This window comes from Pseudomonas sp. Irchel s3h17 (genome assembly GCF_900187505.1).
In the GTDB taxonomy this organism is placed as follows: domain Bacteria; phylum Pseudomonadota; class Gammaproteobacteria; order Pseudomonadales; family Pseudomonadaceae; genus Aquipseudomonas.
The window spans coordinates 153,451-176,163 of sequence record NZ_FYDL01000004.1; the positions used below are offsets into that span (position 1 = coordinate 153,451).

Consider the following 22,713-nt stretch of genomic DNA (forward strand, 5'->3'; position numbering starts at 1 on the left):
AGGCCTAGACTTTGCGGCACAAGGTCAGGCCATCCCCCAGCGGCAGCAACGACAAGTCCACCCGCGCATCCGCCTTCAAGGCACGATTGAGCGCCTGGATGGCCCGGGTGTCTTCGCTGGCGGGATTGCTTTCCAGCACCCGGCCGCTCCACAGCGTGTTGTCGAATACCGCCAGGCCGCCCTGGCGTAGCAGCCGCAAGGCGCTTTCCAGGTAAGCCGGGTAATTGGCCTTGTCGGCATCGATGAAGATCAGGTCAAAGCAGCCCCCCTGCCCTTGCTGCTCCAACTGCGCCAGGGTCTGCAGTGCCGGCGCCAGGCGCAGCTCGATACGCCCGGCCAGCCCGGCCTCCTGCCAGTAACGGCGCGCCGTGGCATTGTAGTCGCCGGGGAGGTCGCAGCAGATCAGCGAGCCGTCCTGCGGCAAGGCCGCCGCCATGCACAGGGCGCTGTAACCGGTAAAGGTCCCCACCTCGAGTACGCGTCGGGCGCCTGTCAGTTTGATCAACAGGGCGAGGAACTGCCCTTGCTCCGGCGCTACCTGCCAGCGCGCCATGGGCAGCGCCTGGGTTTCATCACGCAAACGGCGCAGCAGCGGCGTTTCGCGCAGCGATACATCGAGCAGGTAGTGGTAGAGGTCATCGTCGAGATTGAGCGTACGAGCGGTCATGACCACCTCTGCGAGACAGGACGCTAGGGATTGCGCGCCAGATGCTCAGGCTGCAATACGCGCTTGGCGCTCAGGTAGGCCTTCTGCCAATAGGCTTTGGACAGGCTGTCCAGCTTGACGGTACCGCCGGTGGCCGGCGCATGCACGAATCGACCTTCGCCGACGTAGATCCCGGCATGGCTGACTTGCGAGCCGCCATTGGTGGCGAAGAAGATCACGTCACCGGTCTGCAAGGCGGTCTTGCCTACACTGGGCGCCTGCATGCCGATCATTTCACTCGTGGTGCGCGGCAGCGTGATACCCGCCGCGTCTCGGTAGACGTAGCCGATCAGGCCGCTGCAATCAAACCCCGAATCCGGCGTATTACCGCCCCAACGATACGGCGTGCCCACCAGGCCCAGCGCGCGGAACAGCACGTCGTCGGCCACCGGGGAGAATGATTGCGAGGGTGCAAAGACAGGGGCGCGAGCCACTTTGGCCGGCGGCGGAGTACGACTGGCACAGGCGCTAAGCAGCGCTGCGAGGAACATGAGTGCGAGGCGGGCCGACATCGTCATCTACAGAGCATCCTGATCTGGCTGCGGCGTTCTCTGCCGAGAGGCTGAAAACAAAACCGCGTAAGCAGGGCTTACGCGGTTAGTTGATCAACAATAGATCAGGATTCTAGCGGCTAAGCGCCAAACTTCAAGTAAGACTTTAAGTTGGGACTACAAATTGAAGGGGTATTGCTCGGCGAGGGTCAATTCTGGGTAGCCGCGCCCGGGTATTGCACCCAGGGCGCAGTGGCTACGCAGACCGCTTACTTGCGCGCGGTAGTGACCGACGTCGGGGCCATGGCGAGTGCACGCTTGGCTTCAATGAAGGTCTTGCTCCAGTAGCTGTCGCCCAGGCTATCGACCCGGACACCGCCGCTGCGGCTGCTGCTGGAGTGGATGAACTGGTTGTCACCCAGGTAGATACCGGCGTGACTGACACGACCGCGACGACCATTGGTGGCAAAAAACAGCAGGTCGCCAGGTTGCAGCTTGCTGCGAGAGACCAGCGGCGCGTCAACGTTGATCATTTCGCGCGTGGAGCGCGGCAGGTTCATGCCCGCTTCTTCGCGGAACAGGTAACCAATGAAACCGCTGCAATCAAAACCGGCTTCAGAGGTACCGCCGAAACGGTAACGGGTACCGATCAGGGACATGCCACGTTCAAGGATGCTGTCGGCCAGGACAGGCAACTGGTAAGGCTTGCTGCCAGCGAAATCGGCCAGTTCTTTTTCGGTTGCCAGTTCTTCCTGATAAAGAGCGGAAGACTGTGCGGTAACAGAGTTTTGAACCTGTTGCTGGGGCGCTTGCTGGGACACTGGAGAGTGCGCGGCGCAACCAAACAGCAGGGTAACGAGTGCGAGAGGCACGAGGGGTGCGAAGCGATTTAGCATGGGCACGACCGTGGCTGAAGGTGTAAAGAAGCCGAGACTATGCCTTCTATCGTCCTCATTTGCAAATTCAATCGATTTAAATGTGACTTATCAGTTTTCTCTTAACATCTAAGCGCTTAAGCCCATTTTAAATCTGCGCGCGCCGGAAACACCCTTCCGGAAGCGGGCTTTCTGACGCCTCGAATAGGCCGAAACGCTCTACAGGCCGCGGTTTTACCAGCCCAGGGTTTCTTTGAGGAAGGGGATCGTCAGCTTGCGCTGGGCCTGGAGCGAGGCCTGGTCGAGGCGTTCGAGCAGCTCGAACAGGGCACTCATGCTGCGCGTACCCCGGGTCAGGATAAAATGCCCGACTTCGTCGGTCAGGTGCAGGCCGCGACGCGAGGCGCGCAATTGCAGCGCACGCAGCTTGTCTTCATCGGACAGGGGGCGCATCTGGAAAATCAGGGCCAGGGTCAAGCGGGACTTGAGGTCAGCCAGCTTTACCGGCAACTCTCGTGGCGACGTTGACGCGGCGATCAGCAGGCGCCGACCGCTGTCGCGCAAACGGTTGAACAGGTGGAACAGCGCCTCTTCCCAGTCAGCCCGCCCCGCGACCGCCTGCAAGTCATCCAGGCAAACCAGTTCGTACTGTTCAAGGTTGTCGAGGATTTCGATACCGCGATCCAGCAACTCGGCCAACGGCAGGTACACCGCCGGCTCCCCCAACTGCTCGAAGCGCAGGCAAGCGGCTTGCAGCAGGTGCGTACGCCCTACCCCGTCCTTGCCCCATAGATAGATCAGGCTTTCGGTCCAGCCGGCGTCGGCTTCGCACAGGCGTTCGACATAGCCGAGTGCAGCGGCGTTGGCGCCAGGGTAGTAGTTGATAAAGGTGGCGTCATCACGCAGACGCACACCTAGGGGCAGCTGAATCGGTTTCATGCTGACTGAACAGTTCCAAACGAACCGTTAGTGGCCTCTGTGTAAAGTTTGCAAAGTTTATACCCGTGACGCCGGCCGCACAATGCGGCAGACCATAAGCAAAATCAAAGGTTTGCGTTAACTTGCAAGGATCGAAGGGGTTTGTTTGACGGTGCATGTGGCAGCCAGGCACCCTGTACAAGAGCGCCCGGCCAGCCTTTTCAGGGCGGATCGCCCGCTATCGGGACTCCGGTTCGTCCACGCTGCCGTACATGGATGAGTCCTTGTACAAGTCATGCACATGACGCACCAGCACCATGATCACCGCAGCCACGGGCAACGCCAGCAAAATACCGGTAAAGCCAAACAGCTCGCCACCGGCCAGGATCGCAAAGATCACCGCCACCGGGTGCAGACCAATCCGGTCGCCCACCAGCAACGGCGTCAGCACCATGCCTTCCAGGGCCTGGCCAACCATGAACACGGCAACGATCCCGATCATCGGATACAGGTCGCCGCCAAACTGAAACAGCCCGGCAACCAACGCCGCACCGATCCCGATCACAAACCCCATGTACGGCACGATCGCCGCCAGGCCGGCGATCAGGCCGATCAACAGCCCCAACTCCAACCCCACCAGCATCAGGCCCGCGGCATAAATCACCCCCAGCGCCAGCATCACCATCAACTGCCCGCGCACAAACGCCCCCAGCACCTCATGACACTCACCGGCCAATGCCATCACGCGCTCCTCACGACCACGTGGCAACAGGCTGCGGATTTTGCCCATCATCAGGTCCCAGTCACGCAACAGATAGAAGCTCACCACCGGAATCAGCACCAGGTTGGCCAGCCAACCCATCAATGCCAGGCTCGACGCCGTTGCCTGGCTCAGCACCATCCCGACAATGTCGGTGGTCTGCCCCATGTGTTCGCTGATGGCCGCCTTGACCTTGTCGAACTTCCAGAAGCCGTCCGCCAACCCCATCCGGGCCTGCACCCACGGCATCGCCGTGTGTTGCAACCAGTCGAGCATCTGCGGTGCCAATTCGTACAAACGAAACAGCTGCCTGGCCAGCATGGGCACCAGCACCAGCAACAACGCCATGACGATCAGGGTAAACAGCGCAAACACGGCCACCACCCCCCAGGTCCGCGACAAGCCGTATTTTTCCAGGCGATCGACCAAGGGATCGAACAGGTACGCCAGCCCCAGCGCAACCAGGAAGGGGGTGAGAATCGGATGCAACAGGTACACAAACACGCACAGCAGGGCGATCCCAGCCAGCCAGACCCAACGCCGAGAATCGGCCATGAACAACTCCATATGCTTCTATATAAGAAAAGAAAAACTACCAGCGGAAACTCAACTGCGCCCTCGGTGCGGGGGCAACCACGGGAACCTGGCCTGCGACCACGGGCTGCACTGGCGCAGGCGCGGCACTGGCCGGCACTTCCCGCAGGTTCGCCAGCGTCAACTGCGAGCGCAACTGATCGGTACTGCCATTGACGCGATAGACAATCCGGTCACCCTCGACACGCTGCAACCGCACGGAAAAAGGCTCCAGCAACCGCCCCAGTTCCGCATAGCGCGCGAGATTCATGCCTTGTACTTCCAGCAACGATTGCTCGCTGGACGCCCCGGCCCTGGACGCGAAGCGCGGCGCCAGGCGCTCGCTCACCGCCAGCAGCACGGCATCCGCCACGGCGGCGCTGTCAGCCCCCTGCACGCTGCCCTGCTCACGCTGATCGCCCAGCCACAAATACCACTTGGCTTGCCATTGGCCACCCTCCTCGCGCGCATGCACCGCCAACAAGGCATCGGCACCATAACGCTCGGAAGCACTGCGCAACGGAGCAGGATTGCCGCTATCAAGATTCGGCGCCGTGGCCACAATCTGCTCGTTCAGGTCCGCCAGTGGCAGGCGCAACGGCAGGCCTCGATGCTGGGCCGCACGCTGCAACGGCTCGGCACTGACCTGACCATCGCCCACCAGGCTTGAACCGTCGGTCGAGTCGTTGAGCCACCATCCGAGAATCGACGGACGATTGGCCCCCCACAGGGCCAGCCCGGCCTGACGCAGTGCACGATCCGTGCTGACCGGGTCAAAGTCGACCTTCAGGCTTTCCGGTGGCCCGGCGTCATAGCCGTACTGACTGATAATTTGTTGCGGATCTTTTCGGATGGCGACAAGCCCGGGACTTTGCAACGCCCGGGCGTCCCCCGTGAGGCGCAGCACCAGGGTGTCGAGCGCACGCTGCGTGGCCTGGTCACGCTCCTGCGGAGTCTGGCTGCTGACCGGTTCGCGGACTTGATAGAGACCCTGGACGGTTTCGGCATGGCTCGCCAGGCTGACCAGCGACAAACAGCCTACAAACAGAAATTTACACAGGCGCATGGGGGATTCCCGTCGACAAATAGCGGCTGGAACAGACCGCGTGAACTAGCGTGAGCAAGGCTGTGACCACACAGACCTGCAAAACATTCACACGATCGATGGAAGTTTTCACACCGTCATAACCATAGACGGTAAACCGCTATACCTTATACAGCGACAGGCAAGGCCACCAGCACGGAGCATTTTCGGTTTTTTTAACACGATATGCCCCTGCCCGTCGGCCCGAGGATGGCCGCTGCCCCTCAAGCCTGATAAAATCGCGCGCCTTCGCAGACCGGCAATGGCCCGGTGTTCTGAATGCTTGCGCGGCAATCCCGCCCATGCCTGTTCAGCACGCTCGCCAGACTCGGTCGTTACCCAGAAATCCCCCCTAAAGGCCTGGATCATGAGCAAGCAACCCTCCCTGAGCTACAAGGACGCCGGTGTAGACATCGACGCCGGTGAAGCATTGGTCGAACGCATCAAGAGCGTCGCCAAGCGCACTGCGCGCCCGGAAGTCATGGGCGGCCTGGGCGGTTTTGGCGCCCTCTGCGAAATCCCGGCCGGCTACAAGCAGCCCGTGCTGGTATCCGGCACCGACGGCGTCGGCACCAAGCTGCGCCTGGCACTGAACCTGAACAAGCACGACAGCATCGGCATCGACCTGGTTGCCATGTGCGTCAACGACCTGGTGGTCTGTGGCGCCGAGCCACTGTTCTTCCTTGACTACTACGCCACCGGCAAGCTGAACGTCGACACCGCCGCTCAGGTCGTCACCGGCATCGGCGCTGGCTGCGAACTGTCCGGCTGCTCCCTGGTAGGTGGCGAAACCGCTGAAATGCCGGGCATGTACGAAGGCGAAGACTACGACCTGGCCGGCTTCTGCGTGGGCGTGGTCGAGAAGTCGGAAATCATCGACGGCTCGAAAGTGGCCGCCGGCGATGCCCTGCTTGCCCTGCCATCCTCCGGCCCGCACTCCAACGGCTACTCGCTGATCCGCAAGATCATCGAAGTGTCCGGTGCCGACATCGAGAACATCCAGCTCGACGGCAAGCCGCTGACCGACCTGCTGATGGCGCCAACCCGCATCTACGTCAAGCCGTTGCTCAAGCTGATCAAGGACACCGGCGCCGTCAAGGCCATGGCCCACATCACCGGTGGCGGCCTGCTCGACAACATCCCGCGCGTGCTGCCAAAAGGCGCCCAGGCCGTGGTTGACGTTGCCAGCTGGCAGCGCCCGGCCGTCTTCGACTGGCTGCAGGAAAAAGGCAACGTTGACGAAACCGAAATGCACCGCGTACTGAACTGCGGCGTGGGCATGGTCATCTGCGTCGCCCAGGAACACGTTGAAACCGCGCTGAACGTACTGCGTGAAGCCGGCGAGCAACCTTGGGTCATCGGCCAGATCACCACGGCTGCCGAAGGCGCCGCCCAGGTCGAACTGAAGAACCTCAAGGCTCATTGAGATGCCCCAGACCTGTGATGTTGTGGTGCTGCTGTCCGGCACCGGCAGTAACTTGCAGGCCTTGATCGACGATGCGCAGAATGCTGACAACTCTGTCCGCATTCGCGCAGTGATCTCGAACCGTGCCGATGCCTACGGTTTGCAGCGCGCCAGGGACGCGGGTATCGATACCCGCGCCCTGGATCACAAGGCGTTCGAAGGCCGTGAAGCCTTCGATGCCGCCTTGATCGAACTGATCGACGCTTTCCAACCCAAACTTGTGGTCCTGGCCGGATTCATGCGCATCCTCAGCGCCGGTTTCGTCCGCCACTACCAGGGTCGCCTGCTCAATATCCATCCTTCGCTGCTCCCTAAATACAAAGGGTTACACACTCACCAGCGAGCGCTGGAGGCCGGCGACACGGAACATGGCTGCAGCGTGCACTTCGTTACCGAGGAACTCGATGGCGGCCCACTGGTCGTACAGGCAGTAATACCGGTAGAGTTGCATGATTCGCCGCAAAGTCTGGCGCAGCGGGTTCACACCTGCGAACACCAGATCTATCCGCTGGCGGTACGCTGGTTTGCCGAGGGCCGCTTGAGCCTGGGCGAACAAGGTGCTTCACTGGATGGTCAGTTGCTTGGGACCTGCGGTCACTTGATTCGTCACTAGGAGATTTTATGCGTCGCGCCCTGCTCTTCGCCTGTGCTCTGCTTACCCTGCCCTTTGCGCAGGCCGCAGATCTGCAACCGTTCTCCGCCAGCTATACCGCCGACTGGAAGCAACTTCCAATGAGCGGTACCGCTGAACGAAGCCTAGAAAAAACCAGCAACGGTGATTGGAAGCTCAGCTTCAAGGCATCGATGATGATTGCGAGCCTGACGGAAGAAAGCACACTGAAGCTGGACAAGGACACCTTGCTGCCCCAGTCGTATCTCTTCGAGCGTGGCGGTCTGGGCAAAGCCAAGAAAGTCAACCTGGACTTCGACTGGAGCACCAAGATGGTCACCGGGACCGATCGCGGTGAAGCGGTCAAGGTACCACTCAATACAGGCATGCTGGATAAGTCTACTTACCAGCTGGCCTTGCAGCGCGATGTAGCCGCCGGCAAAAAAAGCATGAGCTACCAGGTGGTTGAAGGTGAAGACTCGGACACCTACGATTTTCGTGTCCTGAATTCCGAAACGGTCAGCACCAAGGTCGGCAAAATTGACGCCATCAAGGTCGAGCGCGTACGTCCGCCAGTCGAGAGCGGGAACAAGCGCATCACCGAGATGTGGTTCGCCAAGGATTGGGGCTATGTTCTCGTAGCCCTGCGCCAGGTCGAAACCGACGGCAAGGAGTACAACATCATGCTCCAGGACGGTACCGTCGACGGCAAGCCGGTCAAAGGCCAGTAAGCCAGACCAACGTTAACAAAGCCTCGCGATTGCGAGGCTTTTTTTCGTCTGTGGTTTTTGCGCTAGCTGACAGACCGCCATCGCCGACAAGCGGAGCGCCGCCCGGCCCGCGAAGAGCCCTTGAAACATGAAACTTCTGTCATGAAACTTTCCACCCTGCGACCGAATGTCACGGCCGGCGGGGGCTGGCGGATTGTCTTCGATCCTGCAACAGACCGTTACCGATCCAGATCATTTACTTAGCAAGCTATCAAAATATATAACAAAGGCCTGCAGACGCCTTGCTGCAGGTCAATTGAAATTGGAGCTCGCAGATGACTGTAAAAGTAACTGAACGCGACGATTCACGGATGTCCCATGAAGGCCTGGCCGCCGGTATCCGGATCTGGGATGTCCATCAACAAGACATGCTGGTGGGGATGTTCCACTCCGAGAGCGACGCCCACCGCTACAGGATCGAACTGGAAACACTGGAACAGCAACGAGAAAGCCGCTGCGCGTAACGACCGTATTGAAAACGACAAACCCCGCCATGAGCGCAATACTGTTCAGTCAAGAAAGGCTTAAAGCGGGTGAGAGACCCGTGGCGAGCGAGCTTGCTCGCGCTGGTGCGCGAAGCGCACCCAACAAAGCGACTGTGGTCTTTCAGAACGAACTCGACGACAGTTTTTGGGGCTGCTCTGCAGCCCAGCGCGAGCAAGCTCGCTCGCCACGGGGGATGTATTGAGCAACCCAATCCTTAACTGAACAGCATTGCCGCCATGAGCGGGGTTTGTCGAAGAGGGGGCGCTAGCGGGTTACCACATCAGATCGTCAGGGATCTGATAGGCCGCGTACGGATCGTCCTCGGCATCGACCTCTTCGGTCTGCACATTCATCTGCACGATACGTTGTGGGTCGCGCTCCTGGATCTTCAGCGCCGCCTCGCGCGGGATGACTTCATAGCCGCCGGCGTGATGGACGATGGCCAGCGAACCACTGCTGAGCTTGTTGCGCATCAGGGTGTTGACCGACAGGCGCTTGACCTTCTTGTCGTCGACGAAGTTGTAATAGTCCTCGGTGTTCAACTTCGGCAGGCGCGAGACTTCGATCAATTGCTTGATCTGTGCGGCACGGGCTTTCTGCTCGGCCTTCTCCTGCTGCTGGCGGTTGAGCTCCTGGTCGCGCTTGACCTTCTCGGCCATGGCCTCTTGCGCCAGACGCTGCTGGGTGTCATCGAGTTCGATCTGGCCTTTGTGGGCCAGGCGTTGTTGCTTCTGCTTGTCTTTGCCGACCTGCTTGGCCTGCTTTTGATTGACCAGCCCTGCTTTGAGCAACTGGTCGCGAAGGGAAATGCTCATGTGCTTACTCACTTAGGCAACTGCTCAACCGCAGCTGGGCAAATTCTTTTCCTGACGTTTGGCTTCGCCCCACAAGGCGTCCAACTCTTCGAGGGTGCAATCTTCCATGGGACGGTGGGTGTCGCGCAATGCCTGTTCGATAAATCGGAAACGTCTCTCAAACTTGCTGTTGGCGCCACGCAATGCGGTTTCCGGATCAACCTTGAGGTGACGCGCCAGATTGACCACGGAAAACAACAGGTCACCGACCTCGTCGGCTACCGCTTGCGGATCATTCTCGGACATGGCTTCGAGCACTTCGTCGAGTTCTTCGCGTACCTTGTCCAGCACCGGCAAGGCGTCCGGCCAGTCGAAACCGACCTGCCCTGCCCGCTTCTGCAATTTCGCCGAACGTGACAACGCCGGCAATGCGCCGGGCACGTCATCGAGCAACGACAGCTGTTCGGGCGCCGAGGATTTCTCTGCGCGCTCCTCGGCCTTGATCTCTTCCCAGCGCTGCTTGACCTGTTCTTCACTCAGGCGCGGGACATCCAGCGGCGCATACAGATCGCCGGTGGGAAACACGTGGGGATGGCGGCGAATCAGCTTGCGGGTGATGCTGTCGACCACGCCCTCAAACTCGAAGCGCCCTTCTTCCCTGGCCAACTGGCTGTAATAAACCACCTGGAACAGTAAATCGCCCAGTTCACCCTGCAAGTGATCGAAGTCGCCACGCTCAATGGCGTCCGCCACTTCGTAGGCTTCCTCCAGGGTATGGGGGACGATGGTCTTGTACGTTTGTTTGATGTCCCACGGGCAACCGTACTGCGGGTCACGCAGACGGTTCATCAGGTGCAGCAAATCTTCAAGTGAATACATCAAAACAGTCTCTGCCCGCTTTCTGTAGGAGCGAGCTTGCTCGCGATGGCCTTTAACGATGACGCACGCTATCTGAATAAATGCGTCGCCCTCAGGTTCTTCGCGAGCAAGCCGCAAGCGGGCGCCCGCTCCTACAATAAAGCTCTTGCGTCTTATGGCGTACGGTTACGCCGGGTTTCGATGATGTTCGGCAGCTGGGAAATCCGACCCAGCAACCGCCCCAGCGCGTCCAGCCCAGGAATCTCGATGGTCAGGGACATCAACGCAGTGTTGTCCTCTTTGTTCGAGCGGGTATTGACTGCCAGTACGTTGATCCGCTCGTTGAGCAACACTTGCGAAACGTCGCGCAGCAGACCGGAACGATCGTAGGCGCGAATGACGATATCCACCGGGTAGGTGAGCACCGGCACCGGCCCCCAGCTGACCTGGATGATCCGCTCGGGCTCACGCCCGCTCAGTTGCAGCACCGAGGCACAATCCTGGCGGTGAATGCTCACGCCACGGCCCTGGGTGATGTAACCGACGATCGCATCGCCCGGTAACGGCTGGCAGCAGCCGGCCATCTGGGTCATCAGGTTGCCCACGCCCTGGATCTGAATGTCACCACGCTTGCCTGGCTTGTAGCCGGTGGCTTTGCGCGGGATCAGTTCCAGCTGTTCGTTGCCCCGCTCCGGCTCGACCAGTTGCTGCGCCAGGTTGACCAATTGCGCCAGGCGCAAATCGCCCGCACCCAATGCGGCAAACATGTCTTCGGCGGTTTTCATGTTGGCCTTGTCGGCCAGCTTATCGAAATCCACCTGCGGCAGGCCGAGGCGATTGAGTTCGCGCTCGAGCAGGGTCTTGCCGGCGGCAACGTTCTGATCGCGCGCCTGCAGCTTGAACCAGTGAACGATCTTCGCCCGTGCCCGCGAAGTGGTGATGTAGCCCAGGTTCGGGTTCAGCCAGTCGCGGCTCGGCGTGCCGTGCTTGCTGGTGATGATCTCGACCTGTTCACCGGTTTGCAGGCTGTAGTTGAGCGGGACGATGCGCCCGTTGATCTTCGCGCCACGGCAGTTGTGACCGATCTCGGTGTGTACGCGGTAAGCGAAGTCCAGCGGCGTCGCGCCCTTGGGCAAGTCGATGGCATGGCCGTCCGGGGTGAAGATGTACACCCGATCCGGCTCGATATCGACCCGCAACTGTTCCGCCAGGCCACCGATATCTCCCAACTCCTCGTGCCACTCGAGCACCTGGCGCAGCCAGGAGATTTTCTCTTCGTAGTGGTTGGAGCCGGACTTGACGTCGGTGCCTTTGTACTTCCAGTGCGCGCAAACCCCCAGCTCGGCCTCTTCGTGCATGGCGTGGGTGCGGATCTGCACTTCCAGCACCTTGCCCTCGGGACCGATCACCGCCGTGTGCAACGAGCGGTAGCCGTTCTCTTTCGGGTTGGCGATGTAGTCGTCGAATTCCTTGGGAATATGCCGCCACAGGGTGTGGACGATGCCCAGCGCGGTGTAGCAATCGCGCATTTCCGGCACCAGCACGCGCACGGCGCGCACGTCGTAGATCTGGCTGAACTCCAGGCCCTTGCGCTGCATTTTGCGCCAGATCGAATAGATGTGCTTGGCCCGGCCGCTGATGTCGGCATCGACGCCGGTGGCCTGCAGCTCGCTTTTGAGCTGGCTCATGACGTCGCTGATGAAGCGCTCGCGATCAAGACGCCGCTCATGCAGCAACTTGGCGATCTGCTTGTATTGCTCCGGCTCCAGGTAACGGAAGGACAGGTCCTCCAGCTCCCACTTGATATGGCCGATGCCCAGGCGATGGGCCAATGGGGCATAGATGTCGAACACTTCCCGGGCGACCCGGTTGCGTTTTTCGTCATCGGCGGTCTTCACCGCACGAATGGCACAGGTGCGCTCGGCCAGCTTGATCAAGGCAACGCGAACGTCGTCGACCATGGCCACCAGCATCTTGCGCAGGTTCTCCACCTGGCCCTGGGTCCCCAGCACCATCGACTGCCGGGGGCTCAGGCTGGCACTGATCGCGGCCATGCGCAGCACGCCGTCGATCAACTTGGCGACGACCGGACCGAAGCGCTGGCTGACTGCCGGCAGCTGGATCTGACCTTCGCGCACGGCACGGTACAGGATCGCTGCCACCAGCGAATCCTGGTCGAGCTTGAGGTCGGCGAGAATTTCCGCGATCTCAAGGCCGGTACGAAAACTCGACGTCCCTTCGGACCAGAGATTCTTCGCCGCATTGTCTTGCTGTTCGGCCTGGCGAGCGAACTCGCAGGCTTCCTTCAAGGCTTCGCGCTCCAGTGCCGGATCGACACTGACCGCATGATCGAGCCAAGCCTCGAGATTGATACTGCCGTCGGTGTTGATCGGCTGGTGTGCTCTCACCTGTACCATCTTGCTTACCTTCCCTACGACGCAGATTCAATGCGTCAATTCGCTGAACTTTACTGCCCATGCACCGCCGCTGGGCTGACGCAATGGGTGCAGGGGCGGTCCAGTCGGACCAGACGAGCATCCTAGCTCGCTTCGAATAACGCCATGGCCTCGACATGTGCCGTCTGAGGAAACATATCGAGGATCCCGGCACGTTTTAACCGGTAGCCCTGCCTGATCAGTTCGACTGTGTCGCGCGCCAGCGTTGCCGGGTTGCACGACACATAGACCAACCGCTTGGCACCCAGGGAGGCGAGCGTGCGCACCGCCTCGAAAGCGCCATCCCGCGGTGGGTCCAAGAGTACCGCAGAAAAGCCCTCGCCTGCCCATTCGGCATTCGCCAAAGGCTGGGATAAATCGGCCTGAAAAAACTTCGCGTTATGCAGATTGTTGCTTGCCGCGTTCGCCGCGGCACGCTCGACCATGGCCTGCACGCCTTCCACCGCGACCACCTCGCGAACCTGTTGCGCCAACGGCAAGGCAAAGTTGCCCAGGCCACAGAACAGATCGAGAACGCGCTCGTCTGCCGCAGGCTTCAGCCATTCCAGCGCCTGGGCAACCATCGCTTCATTGACCCCGGCATTGACCTGGATGAAATCCCCCGGACGGTACGCCAGCTCCAGGTTCCATTGCTCGAGGCGGTAGCCCAGTGCCTGATCCGCCTGCACCGGTTGCGGCTCGCCTTCGCCATGCAGCCACAATTGGGCGTCATGGAAGGCGCAGAACTCCTTGAGGATGGTCAGGTCGGCTTCGGACAGCGGTGCCATGTGGCGCAGCAACAGCGCCAATGACGAACCGGCAAACAACTCGACATGCCCCAGGGCCTGCGGCTTGCTCAAACGCCGGAGCATCTCGGGCAAGCGGCTCATGATCGGTTGCAGGGGCTGGACCAGCACCGGGCAATCGTTGATGCCGACAATGTCCTGGCTGCCCGCTGCACGGAAACCGACTTCGAGGACCTTGGCCTTGATGTCCCAGCGCACCGCCACCCGGGCGCGACGCCGGTAGGCGAATTCCGGCCCGCTCAAAGGCGCTGCCCACTCATCCGGTTCAACGCCAGCCACCCGCGACAACTGCTCGGCGAGCATGCGCTGCTTCAGGGCGAGCTGTTCGCCGTGGGGCAGATGCTGCACGCTGCAGCCGCCGCAGCGCCCGGCATGGGCGCACGGTGCCGGGCGACGCAAGTCACTGGCGATGAAGACACGCTCGGTGCGCGCCTCGACCACTTTGCCGTGAGCGCCCAGCACCCGCGCCTCGACCTCTTCACCGGCCAGGGCACCGATGACAAACCAGGTGCGACCTTCGAAAAACGCGATACCGCGACCGTCATTGGCCAGGCGCTCGATGATCAAGCGCTGCTTCTTGCCGGTCGGGACTTGTGGGGCCTTGCTGCCGCCAGTGGGTTGGAAGCGCAGGCCTCTCTGTTGCTTGGCCATCAGTTGGGCGCGTCGAAAATGCCGGTCGACAAGTAACGGTCGCCCCGGTCACAGATAATCGCGACGATTACCGCATTTTCAACTTCCTTTGACAAACGCAGCATGGCCGCCACGGCACCGCCCGAGGACACGCCGCAGAAGATGCCTTCTTCGCGCGCCAGTCGACGGGTCACGTCTTCGGCTTCGCTCTGGGCCATGTCGACGATCCGGTCCACGCGATCAGCCTGGTAGATCTTCGGCAGGTACTCCTGGGGCCAGCGACGGATGCCCGGAATTGCCGAGCCTTCCATCGGTTGCAGACCGATGATCTGCACGTTCTCGTTCTGCTCTTTCAAGTAGCGCGAGACGCCCATGATGGTACCGGTGGTGCCCATGGAACTGACGAAATGGGTGATGCTGCCCTGGGTCTGGCGCCAGATTTCCGGGCCGGTGGTGGTGTAGTGCGCCTCGGGATTATCACCGTTGGCGAACTGGTCCAGCACCTTGCCACAACCTTCGGCCTCCATGCGTTGAGCGAGGTCGCGGGCACCTTCCATGCCCTCTTCCTGGCTGACCAGGATCAACTCGGCACCATAGGCCGTCATCGCGGCCTTGCGCTCGGCGCTGGAGTTGTCGGGCATGATCAGGATCATCTTGTAGCCCTTGATCGCCGCAGCCATGGCCAGGGCAATCCCGGTATTGCCGGAGGTCGCCTCGATCAGGGTGTCGCCGGCATGGATCTGCCCGCGCAACTCGGCGCGGGTGATCATCGACAGCGCCGGACGGTCCTTGACCGAACCCGCCGGGTTGTTGCCCTCGAGCTTGAGCAGCAGGGTATTGCTGGTGGCACCGGGCAGGCGCTGCAAACGAACCAGCGGAGTGTTGCCGACGCAATCGGCGATGGTGGGGTACTGCAAGGTCATGGCGTATTCGCAATCCAGACTGCGGGGGTGACCATCATACCGGCAAACGTGCGCAGGCCATATCACGCAAAGTATGGGGCTTATGGCGGATGGCTATAAGCAGCACCTCATCGGTGGCTATCTCTCAGCCCTCCCGTATGTGCCTGCCGGAAAATGGGTGTCCGGTTTCAGTTGATCCGCTCAGGCTCGCCCGCGAAGGCGTCGTGATAGGCGAAGATATTTCAGGGCGAAGTCGTCGGAGATTTCCCGCACGTTTTCGCGGTTTGCATGAACTGGTGAGCAATGGGCTTCACTGATAATCTTTGGCCGTCACTGCACATTCAGTGGCCGTATGCTGGAACCCTTCACAACCATCGGAGACGCTTAGGGGAGAGGCATCAAAAATCGGTAGCTACTTCAGTCCCTCTTTAAAGACCTAAAGACCCTACAACAATGCCCGACAGTTCAAAGGACGAAGTCTCTTTATTTCGCTCTGAAGTTGTTTGTGCGAAGAGCGAACAACGTTTTGGTAGCGTACTGATTCATCAACCATGGGGATATAGCATAGCCGCCATCTTGGCCGGCATATTAATACTGCTAGTCGTGGCCTATTCTTACTTCGGAACCTACTCGCGCAAAGCCACTGCCAATGGCTTACTTATGCCCGAACAGGGCATGTTACGTTTGGCATCTGCCAGTACAGGTCTTCTCACTGAGGTTCTTATAAAGGAGGGACAGACTGTAAGGGCAGGCCAAACTTTATTCGTAGTTTCTGGCGAACGCATCAGCAAAACCGGCGATACACAAGCGCTCATCTCGGAGCAACTCAATCAGCGCGTGCTGGTGTTGGAGCGTAATCGCACCTTGGCGAATGAGCGCCTGACAGGACAACTACGCATGCTCGATAGTCGGCTAGCGGCCATTAGTGAGGAGTTAAGTCAGTTTTTTGAGGAGGTACGTCTGCTAGGACGACGTGTCAATTTGGCTGAGACCCACCAGCAGCGACAGCGTGAGCTGGTGGCGGCTGGCTTCATTTCGGTCGCCCAACTTCAGCAAGGGGAAGGAGAGCTTCTGACACTGCAGGGGCAACAGCAAAGTATCCAACGTGCCCGAGCCAGTCTCAATCGCGAACGCATGGAATTGCTGGCGCAGCGACAGGAGACTGAATTGCGGCATCGTACTGAGATTGCAGAGATAGACAACGGTATCTCGTTGGTTAGACAGGAACAGGCGGAAAATGATGTACGCACCAAGCAGGTTAGTGTGGCGCCGTTTGCCGGCACAATAACCGGATTGAATGTGCAAACAGGCCAACAAATCATGGTCGGTGCATTATTGGCCAGCCTGATCCCCAAAGGAGTGGATCTCATAGCTCACTTATATGTTGCTCCCCGTCAGGCGGGATTCATAGAACCGGGCCAGGCGGTACTGATGCGCTACGCCGCTTATCCCTATCAGAAGTTCGGTATGGCACGAGGTCGGGTCATCAGTCTGGCGAAAAGTCCCTATGCAGTTCAGGAGTTGCCTGCACATATTGCAAGTGCGATTCAAAGTGCAACCCTGCCAGCGGAGCTTTTTTATCGCGTGACGGTTACGCTCGATTCGCAGACGGTTGCCGTGTATGGCCACTCACAACCTTTACAGGCAGGCATGTTGTTAGAGGCCGATATCGTCCAAGACAAACGTCGTCTCTATGAATGGATTCTAGAGCCAATCTACTCACTCACAGGCAAGCGCCTGGACTGAGGAGGATCTAAAAACGAATGGTACGGAGCGATAAAACATGACCAAGAGGGAACAAGAAGTCCTGCAATCACTTCTGCAAGGTAAAACCAACAAACAAATTACTTTGTTGCTTGGGATAAGCGATTTCACAGTGCGTGATTATGTATCTTCAATTTTTCGCAAGAAAGGGGTCGGCTCCAGGGCGCAGCTATTCGCAGCAGAGATGAACAAATCAACATCCTGAGCCACCCTACACCTATAGGGTTATATAAATCGCTCAACCAGACTACTCTCACACTCATCACAGAATAAAAGCCCAACAAGACAAGTCGGACCTTGCCAACGCATCAAGCTTTTAGCAATGCATCCACCAACTAATTTCGGCCGCCTGCAAGCATTCCTAATGCAGCAACCATGAACAAACTCTTGCGACCAAATACATATGGAGCGTAGAAAACCCATGAACAACCAAACTCTTACAGATGCTACCGACGAATGGAGTATGGAAATCCTGGGCGTACGCTTTGTAGAGGGTACCGCATCAGATTTCCTCACCTCTTTCATAGTCACCTCAACTGTAATTTTTTTCTACTACGGAATTTTTAGACTTTTTCGCATGCGATGGGGCATTTACCAAAGCCTGGGCGCCACCTACGCTTTAATCCATATCATTCCACCAGTCACACTCTGGATAATAAAACGAGCCCTTTACTCTAACTGACTGCAACTCCAACATTAAAAACCTAACAATTAAGGATAAATAATGCGAGAACTATCGATCAAAGATCTGGAAATAGTGTCAGGTGCAGTAGGTCCACCTGGAGCCATTATTGGAGGTGTCACAGCTGCTGCTGGTTACATCGGAAATGCTATGGCTACCGGGGAAGGTAATGTGTCAGGACTCATTGGAAATACAGCGGCTGGAGCAGTCGCAGGTTTTGTGTTAGGACCTGCCGGATTAGGTGCTGGCCAAATCGCAGCGTCGACCGCGGCTGGCGCCCAGATTGGCTACTACAGCGGAATGCTCGGCGGCCAGATTCAAAGTGCAATCGATGCGGCCGGGACAAACTATGGAGCAGCGGGCACAAATTATAACTAACCCTTGAACTTATCATGGAGCTTGGCACGAGGTTACTGCCAGGCTTTCAAGGCCTATCTAATGAATATAGCGTTCAATATATCTTTTTGTGATTTCATCGAACAATACCAAGAAAAGAAACCGCTACTTTTGAAGGGCGCAGTTTCTAAGAATCAGTTCTCTTGGCAGGACGTGAATGAAATTTTCGATAGCTGCGATGTTGCATCCGATGATTTCAAGCTCTCCCTGGACGGCATACGTCCCAAACACGAGTATGTGGAGAGCTATCTCGACATAGGAACCTTACGCCATCGCCTGATTAAACCAGTGGTCTATGAACACCTGAAGAACGGAGCAACGCTGATCGCCAACAAGATCAAAAATATCTCGCAAGTCAGTCAGTTTTCAAAGCAGATCGCAGCGTTCACTGGCCGACAGGTCGTCAGCAGTGCTTACGTGGCTTTCGGCAACAGGGATTCGTTTCGCTGCCATTGGGATACACGGGATGTGTTTGCGATTCAGTTGATCGGTCGTAAACGCTGGATCGTATACGAGCCGTCGATGGAGTCTCCCCTGTATACCCAGCAAAGCAAAGACTACGAACATCAGCATCCCTGCCCGTCGAAGCCCTACATGGATATTGTCCTGGAGGCCGGTGACGTCTTCTATATTCCCCGTGGCTGGTGGCATAACCCATTGCCCTTGGGAGAGGCTACCTTTCATCTGGCAATGGGTACCTTCCCGGCTTACACCGTCGACTATCTGAACTGGCTGCTCAAACACATTGAAAATTTCACTGACGCGCGTCGGTCTCTCAGTCAATGGCAACAGGACCGGGAAACTCTTGCATCAGTGGGGCAGCATTTCGATGAGTTGATTAACGATCCCGATAACTACCGGTGCTTCCTTGACGAGTTCATTGGTGCAACGCGGGTGGAGTCTCAGTTGGCTCTGGAGCACTTTGGCAACCCCGATGCTGGTGTACTCCCCGACCACTTCGGCATTCGCCTGTGCGCCGCAAGCCGTCACGGCCTGATTGATGGTTATATCATTGCCAATGGCATCCGTTTGAATCTTGATGAACTAAGCAAACAGCTGATCGGTTGTATTGCGGACTCCCCCGGAGTCAACCTTGAACTACTGATCACTCAATTTTCAGAAGTGCCTGCGAGCAAACTAAGGGGGCTGATTACCGACTTGTGTCGTCAAGACGTCCTGGAGCTCTCCCACCACTGATTGCATCAGTGCAGTCTCAGGATGTATTGACTCATGCGAGTAACGCTTCAAGCGGAAAGCCAGGAGTGCGGCCTCGCTTGCCTGGTCATGGTCGCTGCATTTCATGGGTTGCACTTAGACTTGATGAATATGCGCAGACGCTTTTCGATTTCCCTCAAGGGTACCAATCTGTCCCAGTTGATACGTTATGCCCAGGCACTGAATTTCTCCTGCCGACCATTGCGCCTGGAATTGGAAGAGATGTTCCGACTGCGTAGGCCGTGCATTTTGCACTGGAATATGGACCACTTTGTGGTGCTGGAGAACATAAGGGGTAACCGCGTGACCCTGCTCGACCCTGCACTTGGTCGTAGAGTGATGACACTGACTGAGGTCTCGCGGCACTTTACTGGTGTAGCGCTGGAGTTGACTCCCAACACTGCCTTTCGCCCTGCGCAACAGAAAGTTCGAATCCGTCTGCGCGACCTGACCGGACATGTCACCGGGCTCAAACGGGCGCTGGGCAATATATTCATACTTGCGTTGGCGCTTGAAGTGGTTGCGCTGCTCGCCCCGCAAGTGACCCAGTGGGTGGTTGATGGGGCGCTTGTATCGGCGGATCTTGATCTGTTGTTGCTAGCGGTACTGGGCGGCTGCCTGTTGATGATGATTGATTTCGTGCTACGGATGGCCCAAGGCTGGATGGGGTTGCGCCTGAACCAACAGTTGGCACTGCAGTGGTCGGGAAACCTATTCAATCATATGCTGCGTCTGCCTTGGACGTTTTTCGAAAAGCGCCAACTCGGAGATATCTCCGCTCGTTTCCAGTCGCTTGCAGCTATTCGTAATGTATTAACCAACGGTGCCATCACCGCCGTACTAGATGGACTAGTTACATTAGTTACACTTACCATGATGCTACTTTACAGCTCGACACTTACAGCCATTGTGTTAACTGCACTGGTACTGTACGGAATCTTGCGATTGGCTTTCTACCTGCCGCTCCGTAACGCGTCTGAGGAGCGCATCGTACTGGGTTCCCGAGAGAACTCCTATTTCTTGGAAACCATACGGGCGATTTTACCACTCAAGCTCTTCAATGCCACTCCATTGCGGCTGGCAACTTGGCAGAACCTGATTGCGGACGTGCAAAATCGAGACATAACAACACAAAAAATATTATTGGTATTTGCCAGCCTCAACACCCTGATCTTTGGGCTGGAAGGGATGTTGCTGCTTTATGTTGGAGGCATGGCCGTTCTACAGGGCGCGCTATCGCTGGGTATGTTACTGGTATTCATTGCCTACAAGAGCCAGTTCACTGGACGGGCAAGTAAGCTGATTGACCTGAGCATCGAAATTCGCATGCTTTCGTTGCATGCTGAGCGACTGGCCGATATCGCACTCGAAGTACCAGAGTTGGATGTAGCGATGGAAACCGATCTCATGCGCATTGAGCCTCGCATTGAACTAAAAGAAGTTTCTTATCGCTACGCGCAAGGCGAGCCCTGGGTACTACGCAATCTGTCGCTGCTCATCCACGCAGGAGATTCAGTTGCTATCGTTGGCCGCTCTGGTTGCGGAAAAACCACATTATTTAAGTTAATGCTCGGTTTGCTCACACCGACGGAGGGGGAAATTCTGGTCGGTGGGATACCGATGCGACAGTTGGGATCTCAGGCATTGCGTAGTTTGGTCGGGGCAGTGATGCAGGAGGACCAGTTACTAGCCGGTTCCCTAGCTGAAAACATTGCCTGTTTTGATCCTCACCCCTGCCAAGAACGTGTGGAGGAAGTAGCCCGTCTGGCGCATATACACAATACGATTAGCGATATGCCCATGGGCTACCAGACGCTGGTGGCAGAAATGGGCTGTGGTCTGTCCGGGGGGCAGAAACAGCGAGTTTTTCTGGCGCGTGCTTTGTACCGGAAACCGAAAATACTCGCGCTGGATGAGGCCACTAGCCACCTGGATCTGCACAGTGAACAGCATGTAGTAACGGCATTGTGCGAGATGCCAATGACTCGAGTCATGATTGCTCACCGTCGTGAGACCATCTCTTTCGCCAAGCGCCTTATCTGCCTGGACAAGGGCATAGTGGTAGAAGACGTTCGTCTCGATGAGACGAGGGTCAATGAATGACGGGAGTCAGGAGAGTTGTGATTGGGGCAACAATGCTACTGGAAGGGATAATCGCACAGGCGCACGACAGTGACCTTCTGCAGACTTACCAACAAGCACTGTTGCATGACGCGCAGTACGCTGCGGCGAAAGCCAATCAACGCGTGGGGCAGGAGCAGTGGATACAGGGGCGTGCGTGGCTTTTACCCCAAGTATCGCTAGATGCCCAGAGCCATTGGATGGAGAGCGATTACCAAGTCGCAGCCGGCAACATTCAACAGCGCAGACAGAATCGCAGCTACGGCATCCAGTTGATACAACCTGTCTTTCGCTGGCAAAACTGGGTTCAGTTCCAACAGGGGGGGCTACAGCGTGCTCTTGCACAAATTCACCTTCAAAATGCGGGACAGACCTTACTGCTGCGTGTTGCCCAAACCTATTTTGAAGTCCTGAATGCTACTGACGTGCTCGAAGCCATTCAAGATTTGCGCACCGCCGACGCGGAGCAGTTAGCAAGCGCTCGAAAAAATTTTGAACTGGGCAACGTCAGCATTGCCGATGTGCATGAAGCTCAGGCCAGTTTTGATCGCACTACGGCGCAACTTATCAAAGCCAGAAGTGACCTTGAACTAGCCCGATTTGCCTTGGCTCGAATCACTGGGCAACATCCTGGCACACTGAGAGGCTTGTCGGATGACCTGCCTCTCGTATCTCCGCAACCCGCAGAGATTGACGCATGGATCAGGGCTGCTCAGCGATATAGTCTCGACGTGCAAGCACAGGAACTTCTCTTGGGCATTGCGGACACCGAAGTGCGTATTCGCAAGGCCGAACACTTACCGTCTGTTGATCTGGTAATCAGCCAAAACATGCAACAAAACCCTAACGCCAACACTGAGCACGCCGACATCTCTAGTATCGGACTGCGCTTGAGCATGCCACTGTACAGTGGCGGCCGAATTGGTTCGGCTGCTCGGGAGGCGTTGGCGCTGCACGAGCAAACGGAGTTTGAATTGGAGGATGCACGTCGCGCTGCAGCACTGGCGGCCCGAGAGGCTTGGTCGGGCGTGATGGATGGCATGGCGCAGGTGAAGGCACTTGAGGCGGCAAAAGCCTCCGCACGCTTGGCAGTAGCCTCAAACCAGCTTGGCTACAAGGTCGGTGTGCGAGTTGGTATCGATGTGCTAGAGGTTCAAAGCAAGTTCAGTGATATCGTTCAGCAACTATCCCGTGCTCGTTATGACACCTTGCTGGCCCAGTTACGCCTCAAAGCCGTAGTGGGCGTTTTGAATCAAGACGATATTGTCGAGGTCAACGCTATGTTGAATGACTGAGCAAGCGACCTTCGCGAACATAACCACGTCGACACTATCTAGTTGATCCTGTTGTTTCTGCAAGAGTAATGCTCGCC

General features: G+C 57.8%; 22 protein-coding genes. 11 read left to right on the forward strand and 11 right to left on the reverse strand.

Annotated elements, in window-relative coordinates:
* Nucleotides 1-4: 4 nt before the first annotated feature.
* The 6 genes from CKW25_RS06745 to CKW25_RS06770 all read right to left on the reverse strand — a co-directional run bounded on the left by CKW25_RS06745 (nt 5) and on the right by CKW25_RS06770 (nt 5,389).
* Nucleotides 5-667, reverse strand: a complete 663-nt coding sequence (locus CKW25_RS06745) for a class I SAM-dependent methyltransferase (protein WP_095078406.1) — start codon at nt 665-667, stop codon at nt 5-7.
* Nucleotides 668-690: 23 nt separating this feature from the next.
* Entirely contained in the window at nt 691-1,224 is a 534-nt protein-coding gene (locus CKW25_RS06750; RefSeq protein WP_095078407.1) for a C40 family peptidase, read from the reverse strand.
* A 242-nt stretch (nt 1,225-1,466) separates the two neighbouring features.
* Nucleotides 1,467-2,093: a C40 family peptidase gene (locus CKW25_RS06755; RefSeq protein ID WP_095078408.1), complete on the reverse strand. Its 627-nt coding sequence runs from the start codon at nt 2,091-2,093 to the stop codon at nt 1,467-1,469.
* 213 nt (nt 2,094-2,306) lie between these two features.
* The gene (gene hda / locus CKW25_RS06760) at nt 2,307-3,011 is read right to left on the reverse strand and encodes a DnaA regulatory inactivator Hda (protein ID WP_008033543.1); all 705 of its coding nucleotides are present in this window, start codon (nt 3,009-3,011) and stop codon (nt 2,307-2,309) included.
* Nucleotides 3,012-3,228: 217 nt separating this feature from the next.
* Nucleotides 3,229-4,305, reverse strand: a complete 1,077-nt coding sequence (locus tag CKW25_RS06765) for an AI-2E family transporter (RefSeq protein WP_095078409.1) — start codon at nt 4,303-4,305, stop codon at nt 3,229-3,231.
* 37 nt (nt 4,306-4,342) lie between these two features.
* Nucleotides 4,343-5,389, reverse strand: coding sequence for a DUF2066 domain-containing protein (locus CKW25_RS06770; RefSeq protein WP_095078410.1), 1,047 nt, complete (start codon nt 5,387-5,389; stop codon nt 4,343-4,345).
* Nucleotides 5,390-5,774: 385 nt separating this feature from the next.
* On the opposite strand from CKW25_RS06770, the gene purM reads away from it, so the two are divergent.
* The 4 genes from purM (at nt 5,775) to CKW25_RS06790 (ending at nt 8,716) form a co-directional block, all read left to right on the forward strand.
* Nucleotides 5,775-6,833 (forward strand): phosphoribosylformylglycinamidine cyclo-ligase, encoded by a 1,059-nt coding sequence (purM, locus tag CKW25_RS06775; protein ID WP_095078411.1) that lies wholly within the window; start codon nt 5,775-5,777, stop codon nt 6,831-6,833.
* A gap of 1 nt (nt 6,834) precedes the next feature.
* Nucleotides 6,835-7,485 carry a phosphoribosylglycinamide formyltransferase gene (gene purN, locus CKW25_RS06780; RefSeq protein WP_095078412.1) on the forward strand — a complete coding sequence of 217 codons (651 nt, stop codon included), beginning with the start codon at nt 6,835-6,837 and terminating at the stop codon, nt 7,483-7,485.
* Between the two features lie 8 nt (nt 7,486-7,493).
* Nucleotides 7,494-8,213: a DUF3108 domain-containing protein gene (locus CKW25_RS06785; RefSeq protein WP_095078413.1), complete on the forward strand. Its 720-nt coding sequence runs from the start codon at nt 7,494-7,496 to the stop codon at nt 8,211-8,213.
* A gap of 314 nt (nt 8,214-8,527) precedes the next feature.
* Nucleotides 8,528-8,716 carry a hypothetical protein gene (locus CKW25_RS06790; RefSeq protein WP_095078414.1) on the forward strand — a complete coding sequence of 63 codons (189 nt, stop codon included), beginning with the start codon at nt 8,528-8,530 and terminating at the stop codon, nt 8,714-8,716.
* Nucleotides 8,717-9,010: 294 nt separating this feature from the next.
* On the opposite strand, the gene CKW25_RS06795 is transcribed toward CKW25_RS06790, so the two are convergent.
* From CKW25_RS06795 to cysM, 5 genes are all read right to left on the reverse strand, one after another.
* Complete coding sequence (locus CKW25_RS06795) at nt 9,011-9,553, reverse strand: DUF2058 domain-containing protein (RefSeq protein WP_095078415.1); 543 nt, start codon at nt 9,551-9,553, stop codon at nt 9,011-9,013.
* Between the two features lie 24 nt (nt 9,554-9,577).
* Complete coding sequence (mazG, locus tag CKW25_RS06800) at nt 9,578-10,411, reverse strand: nucleoside triphosphate pyrophosphohydrolase (RefSeq protein ID WP_095078416.1); 834 nt, start codon at nt 10,409-10,411, stop codon at nt 9,578-9,580.
* Nucleotides 10,412-10,563: 152 nt separating this feature from the next.
* The gene (gene relA, locus CKW25_RS06805; protein WP_095078417.1) at nt 10,564-12,807 is read right to left on the reverse strand and encodes a GTP diphosphokinase; all 2,244 of its coding nucleotides are present in this window, start codon (nt 12,805-12,807) and stop codon (nt 10,564-10,566) included.
* A 122-nt stretch (nt 12,808-12,929) separates the two neighbouring features.
* Nucleotides 12,930-14,282: a 23S rRNA (uracil(1939)-C(5))-methyltransferase RlmD gene (gene rlmD / locus CKW25_RS06810; protein ID WP_095078418.1), complete on the reverse strand. Its 1,353-nt coding sequence runs from the start codon at nt 14,280-14,282 to the stop codon at nt 12,930-12,932.
* Nucleotides 14,282-15,184, reverse strand: a complete 903-nt coding sequence (gene cysM, locus CKW25_RS06815; protein WP_095078419.1) for a cysteine synthase CysM — start codon at nt 15,182-15,184, stop codon at nt 14,282-14,284. The genes rlmD and cysM overlap by 1 nt, the downstream gene beginning before the upstream one ends.
* Nucleotides 15,185-15,616: 432 nt before the next feature.
* Here cysM and CKW25_RS06820 point away from each other — a divergent pair, with 432 nt between their 5' ends.
* From CKW25_RS06820 to CKW25_RS06845, 7 genes are all read left to right on the forward strand, one after another.
* Nucleotides 15,617-16,909, forward strand: a complete 1,293-nt coding sequence (locus tag CKW25_RS06820; protein ID WP_095078420.1) for an HlyD family secretion protein — start codon at nt 15,617-15,619, stop codon at nt 16,907-16,909.
* A gap of 37 nt (nt 16,910-16,946) precedes the next feature.
* A complete protein-coding gene (locus tag CKW25_RS06825) occupies nt 16,947-17,132 on the forward strand; it encodes a response regulator transcription factor (protein ID WP_095078421.1) in 186 nt (61 codons plus the stop codon).
* 216 nt (nt 17,133-17,348) lie between these two features.
* Entirely contained in the window at nt 17,349-17,609 is a 261-nt protein-coding gene (locus CKW25_RS26830) for a hypothetical protein (RefSeq protein ID WP_095078422.1), read from the forward strand.
* A gap of 42 nt (nt 17,610-17,651) precedes the next feature.
* The gene (locus CKW25_RS26080) at nt 17,652-17,987 is read left to right on the forward strand and encodes a hypothetical protein (RefSeq protein WP_143497275.1); all 336 of its coding nucleotides are present in this window, start codon (nt 17,652-17,654) and stop codon (nt 17,985-17,987) included.
* 60 nt (nt 17,988-18,047) lie between these two features.
* Nucleotides 18,048-19,202 carry a JmjC domain-containing protein gene (locus CKW25_RS06835; protein WP_095078423.1) on the forward strand — a complete coding sequence of 385 codons (1,155 nt, stop codon included), beginning with the start codon at nt 18,048-18,050 and terminating at the stop codon, nt 19,200-19,202.
* A gap of 33 nt (nt 19,203-19,235) precedes the next feature.
* Entirely contained in the window at nt 19,236-21,323 is a 2,088-nt protein-coding gene (locus CKW25_RS06840; RefSeq protein ID WP_095078424.1) for a peptidase domain-containing ABC transporter, read from the forward strand.
* Nucleotides 21,324-21,355: 32 nt separating this feature from the next.
* Nucleotides 21,356-22,636, forward strand: a complete 1,281-nt coding sequence (locus tag CKW25_RS06845) for a TolC family outer membrane protein (RefSeq protein ID WP_218192548.1) — start codon at nt 21,356-21,358, stop codon at nt 22,634-22,636.
* The last annotated feature ends 77 nt before the right edge of the window (nt 22,637-22,713 follow it).

What these genes read in the sequence shown, in the direction of transcription:
- CKW25_RS06770 (WP_095078410.1), bottom strand. Translation starts at nt 5,389, where the DNA reads ATGCGCCTGTGTAAATTTCTGTTTGTAGGCTGTTTGTCGCTGGTCAGC.
- CKW25_RS06755 (WP_095078408.1), bottom strand. Translation starts at nt 2,093, where the DNA reads ATGCTAAATCGCTTCGCACCCCTCGTGCCTCTCGCACTCGTTACCCTG.
- CKW25_RS06840 (WP_095078424.1), top strand. Translation starts at nt 19,236, where the DNA reads ATGCGAGTAACGCTTCAAGCGGAAAGCCAGGAGTGCGGCCTCGCTTGC.
- purN (WP_095078412.1), top strand. Translation starts at nt 6,835, where the DNA reads ATGCCCCAGACCTGTGATGTTGTGGTGCTGCTGTCCGGCACCGGCAGT.
- CKW25_RS06835 (WP_095078423.1), top strand. Translation starts at nt 18,048, where the DNA reads ATGAATATAGCGTTCAATATATCTTTTTGTGATTTCATCGAACAATAC.
- purM (WP_095078411.1), top strand. Translation starts at nt 5,775, where the DNA reads ATGAGCAAGCAACCCTCCCTGAGCTACAAGGACGCCGGTGTAGACATC.
- rlmD (WP_095078418.1), bottom strand. Translation starts at nt 14,282, where the DNA reads ATGGCCAAGCAACAGAGAGGCCTGCGCTTCCAACCCACTGGCGGCAGC.
- CKW25_RS06750 (WP_095078407.1), bottom strand. Translation starts at nt 1,224, where the DNA reads ATGACGATGTCGGCCCGCCTCGCACTCATGTTCCTCGCAGCGCTGCTT.
- CKW25_RS26080 (WP_143497275.1), top strand. Translation starts at nt 17,652, where the DNA reads ATGCGAGAACTATCGATCAAAGATCTGGAAATAGTGTCAGGTGCAGTA.
- mazG (WP_095078416.1), bottom strand. Translation starts at nt 10,411, where the DNA reads ATGTATTCACTTGAAGATTTGCTGCACCTGATGAACCGTCTGCGTGAC.
- CKW25_RS06745 (WP_095078406.1), bottom strand. Translation starts at nt 667, where the DNA reads ATGACCGCTCGTACGCTCAATCTCGACGATGACCTCTACCACTACCTG.
- CKW25_RS06820 (WP_095078420.1), top strand. Translation starts at nt 15,617, where the DNA reads ATGCCCGACAGTTCAAAGGACGAAGTCTCTTTATTTCGCTCTGAAGTT.
- CKW25_RS06795 (WP_095078415.1), bottom strand. Translation starts at nt 9,553, where the DNA reads ATGAGCATTTCCCTTCGCGACCAGTTGCTCAAAGCAGGGCTGGTCAAT.
- CKW25_RS26830 (WP_095078422.1), top strand. Translation starts at nt 17,349, where the DNA reads ATGAACAACCAAACTCTTACAGATGCTACCGACGAATGGAGTATGGAA.
- CKW25_RS06765 (WP_095078409.1), bottom strand. Translation starts at nt 4,305, where the DNA reads ATGGCCGATTCTCGGCGTTGGGTCTGGCTGGCTGGGATCGCCCTGCTG.
- CKW25_RS06790 (WP_095078414.1), top strand. Translation starts at nt 8,528, where the DNA reads ATGACTGTAAAAGTAACTGAACGCGACGATTCACGGATGTCCCATGAA.
- relA (WP_095078417.1), bottom strand. Translation starts at nt 12,807, where the DNA reads ATGGTACAGGTGAGAGCACACCAGCCGATCAACACCGACGGCAGTATC.
- CKW25_RS06785 (WP_095078413.1), top strand. Translation starts at nt 7,494, where the DNA reads ATGCGTCGCGCCCTGCTCTTCGCCTGTGCTCTGCTTACCCTGCCCTTT.
- CKW25_RS06825 (WP_095078421.1), top strand. Translation starts at nt 16,947, where the DNA reads ATGACCAAGAGGGAACAAGAAGTCCTGCAATCACTTCTGCAAGGTAAA.
- hda (WP_008033543.1), bottom strand. Translation starts at nt 3,011, where the DNA reads ATGAAACCGATTCAGCTGCCCCTAGGTGTGCGTCTGCGTGATGACGCC.
- CKW25_RS06845 (WP_218192548.1), top strand. Translation starts at nt 21,356, where the DNA reads ATGCTACTGGAAGGGATAATCGCACAGGCGCACGACAGTGACCTTCTG.
- cysM (WP_095078419.1), bottom strand. Translation starts at nt 15,184, where the DNA reads ATGACCTTGCAGTACCCCACCATCGCCGATTGCGTCGGCAACACTCCG.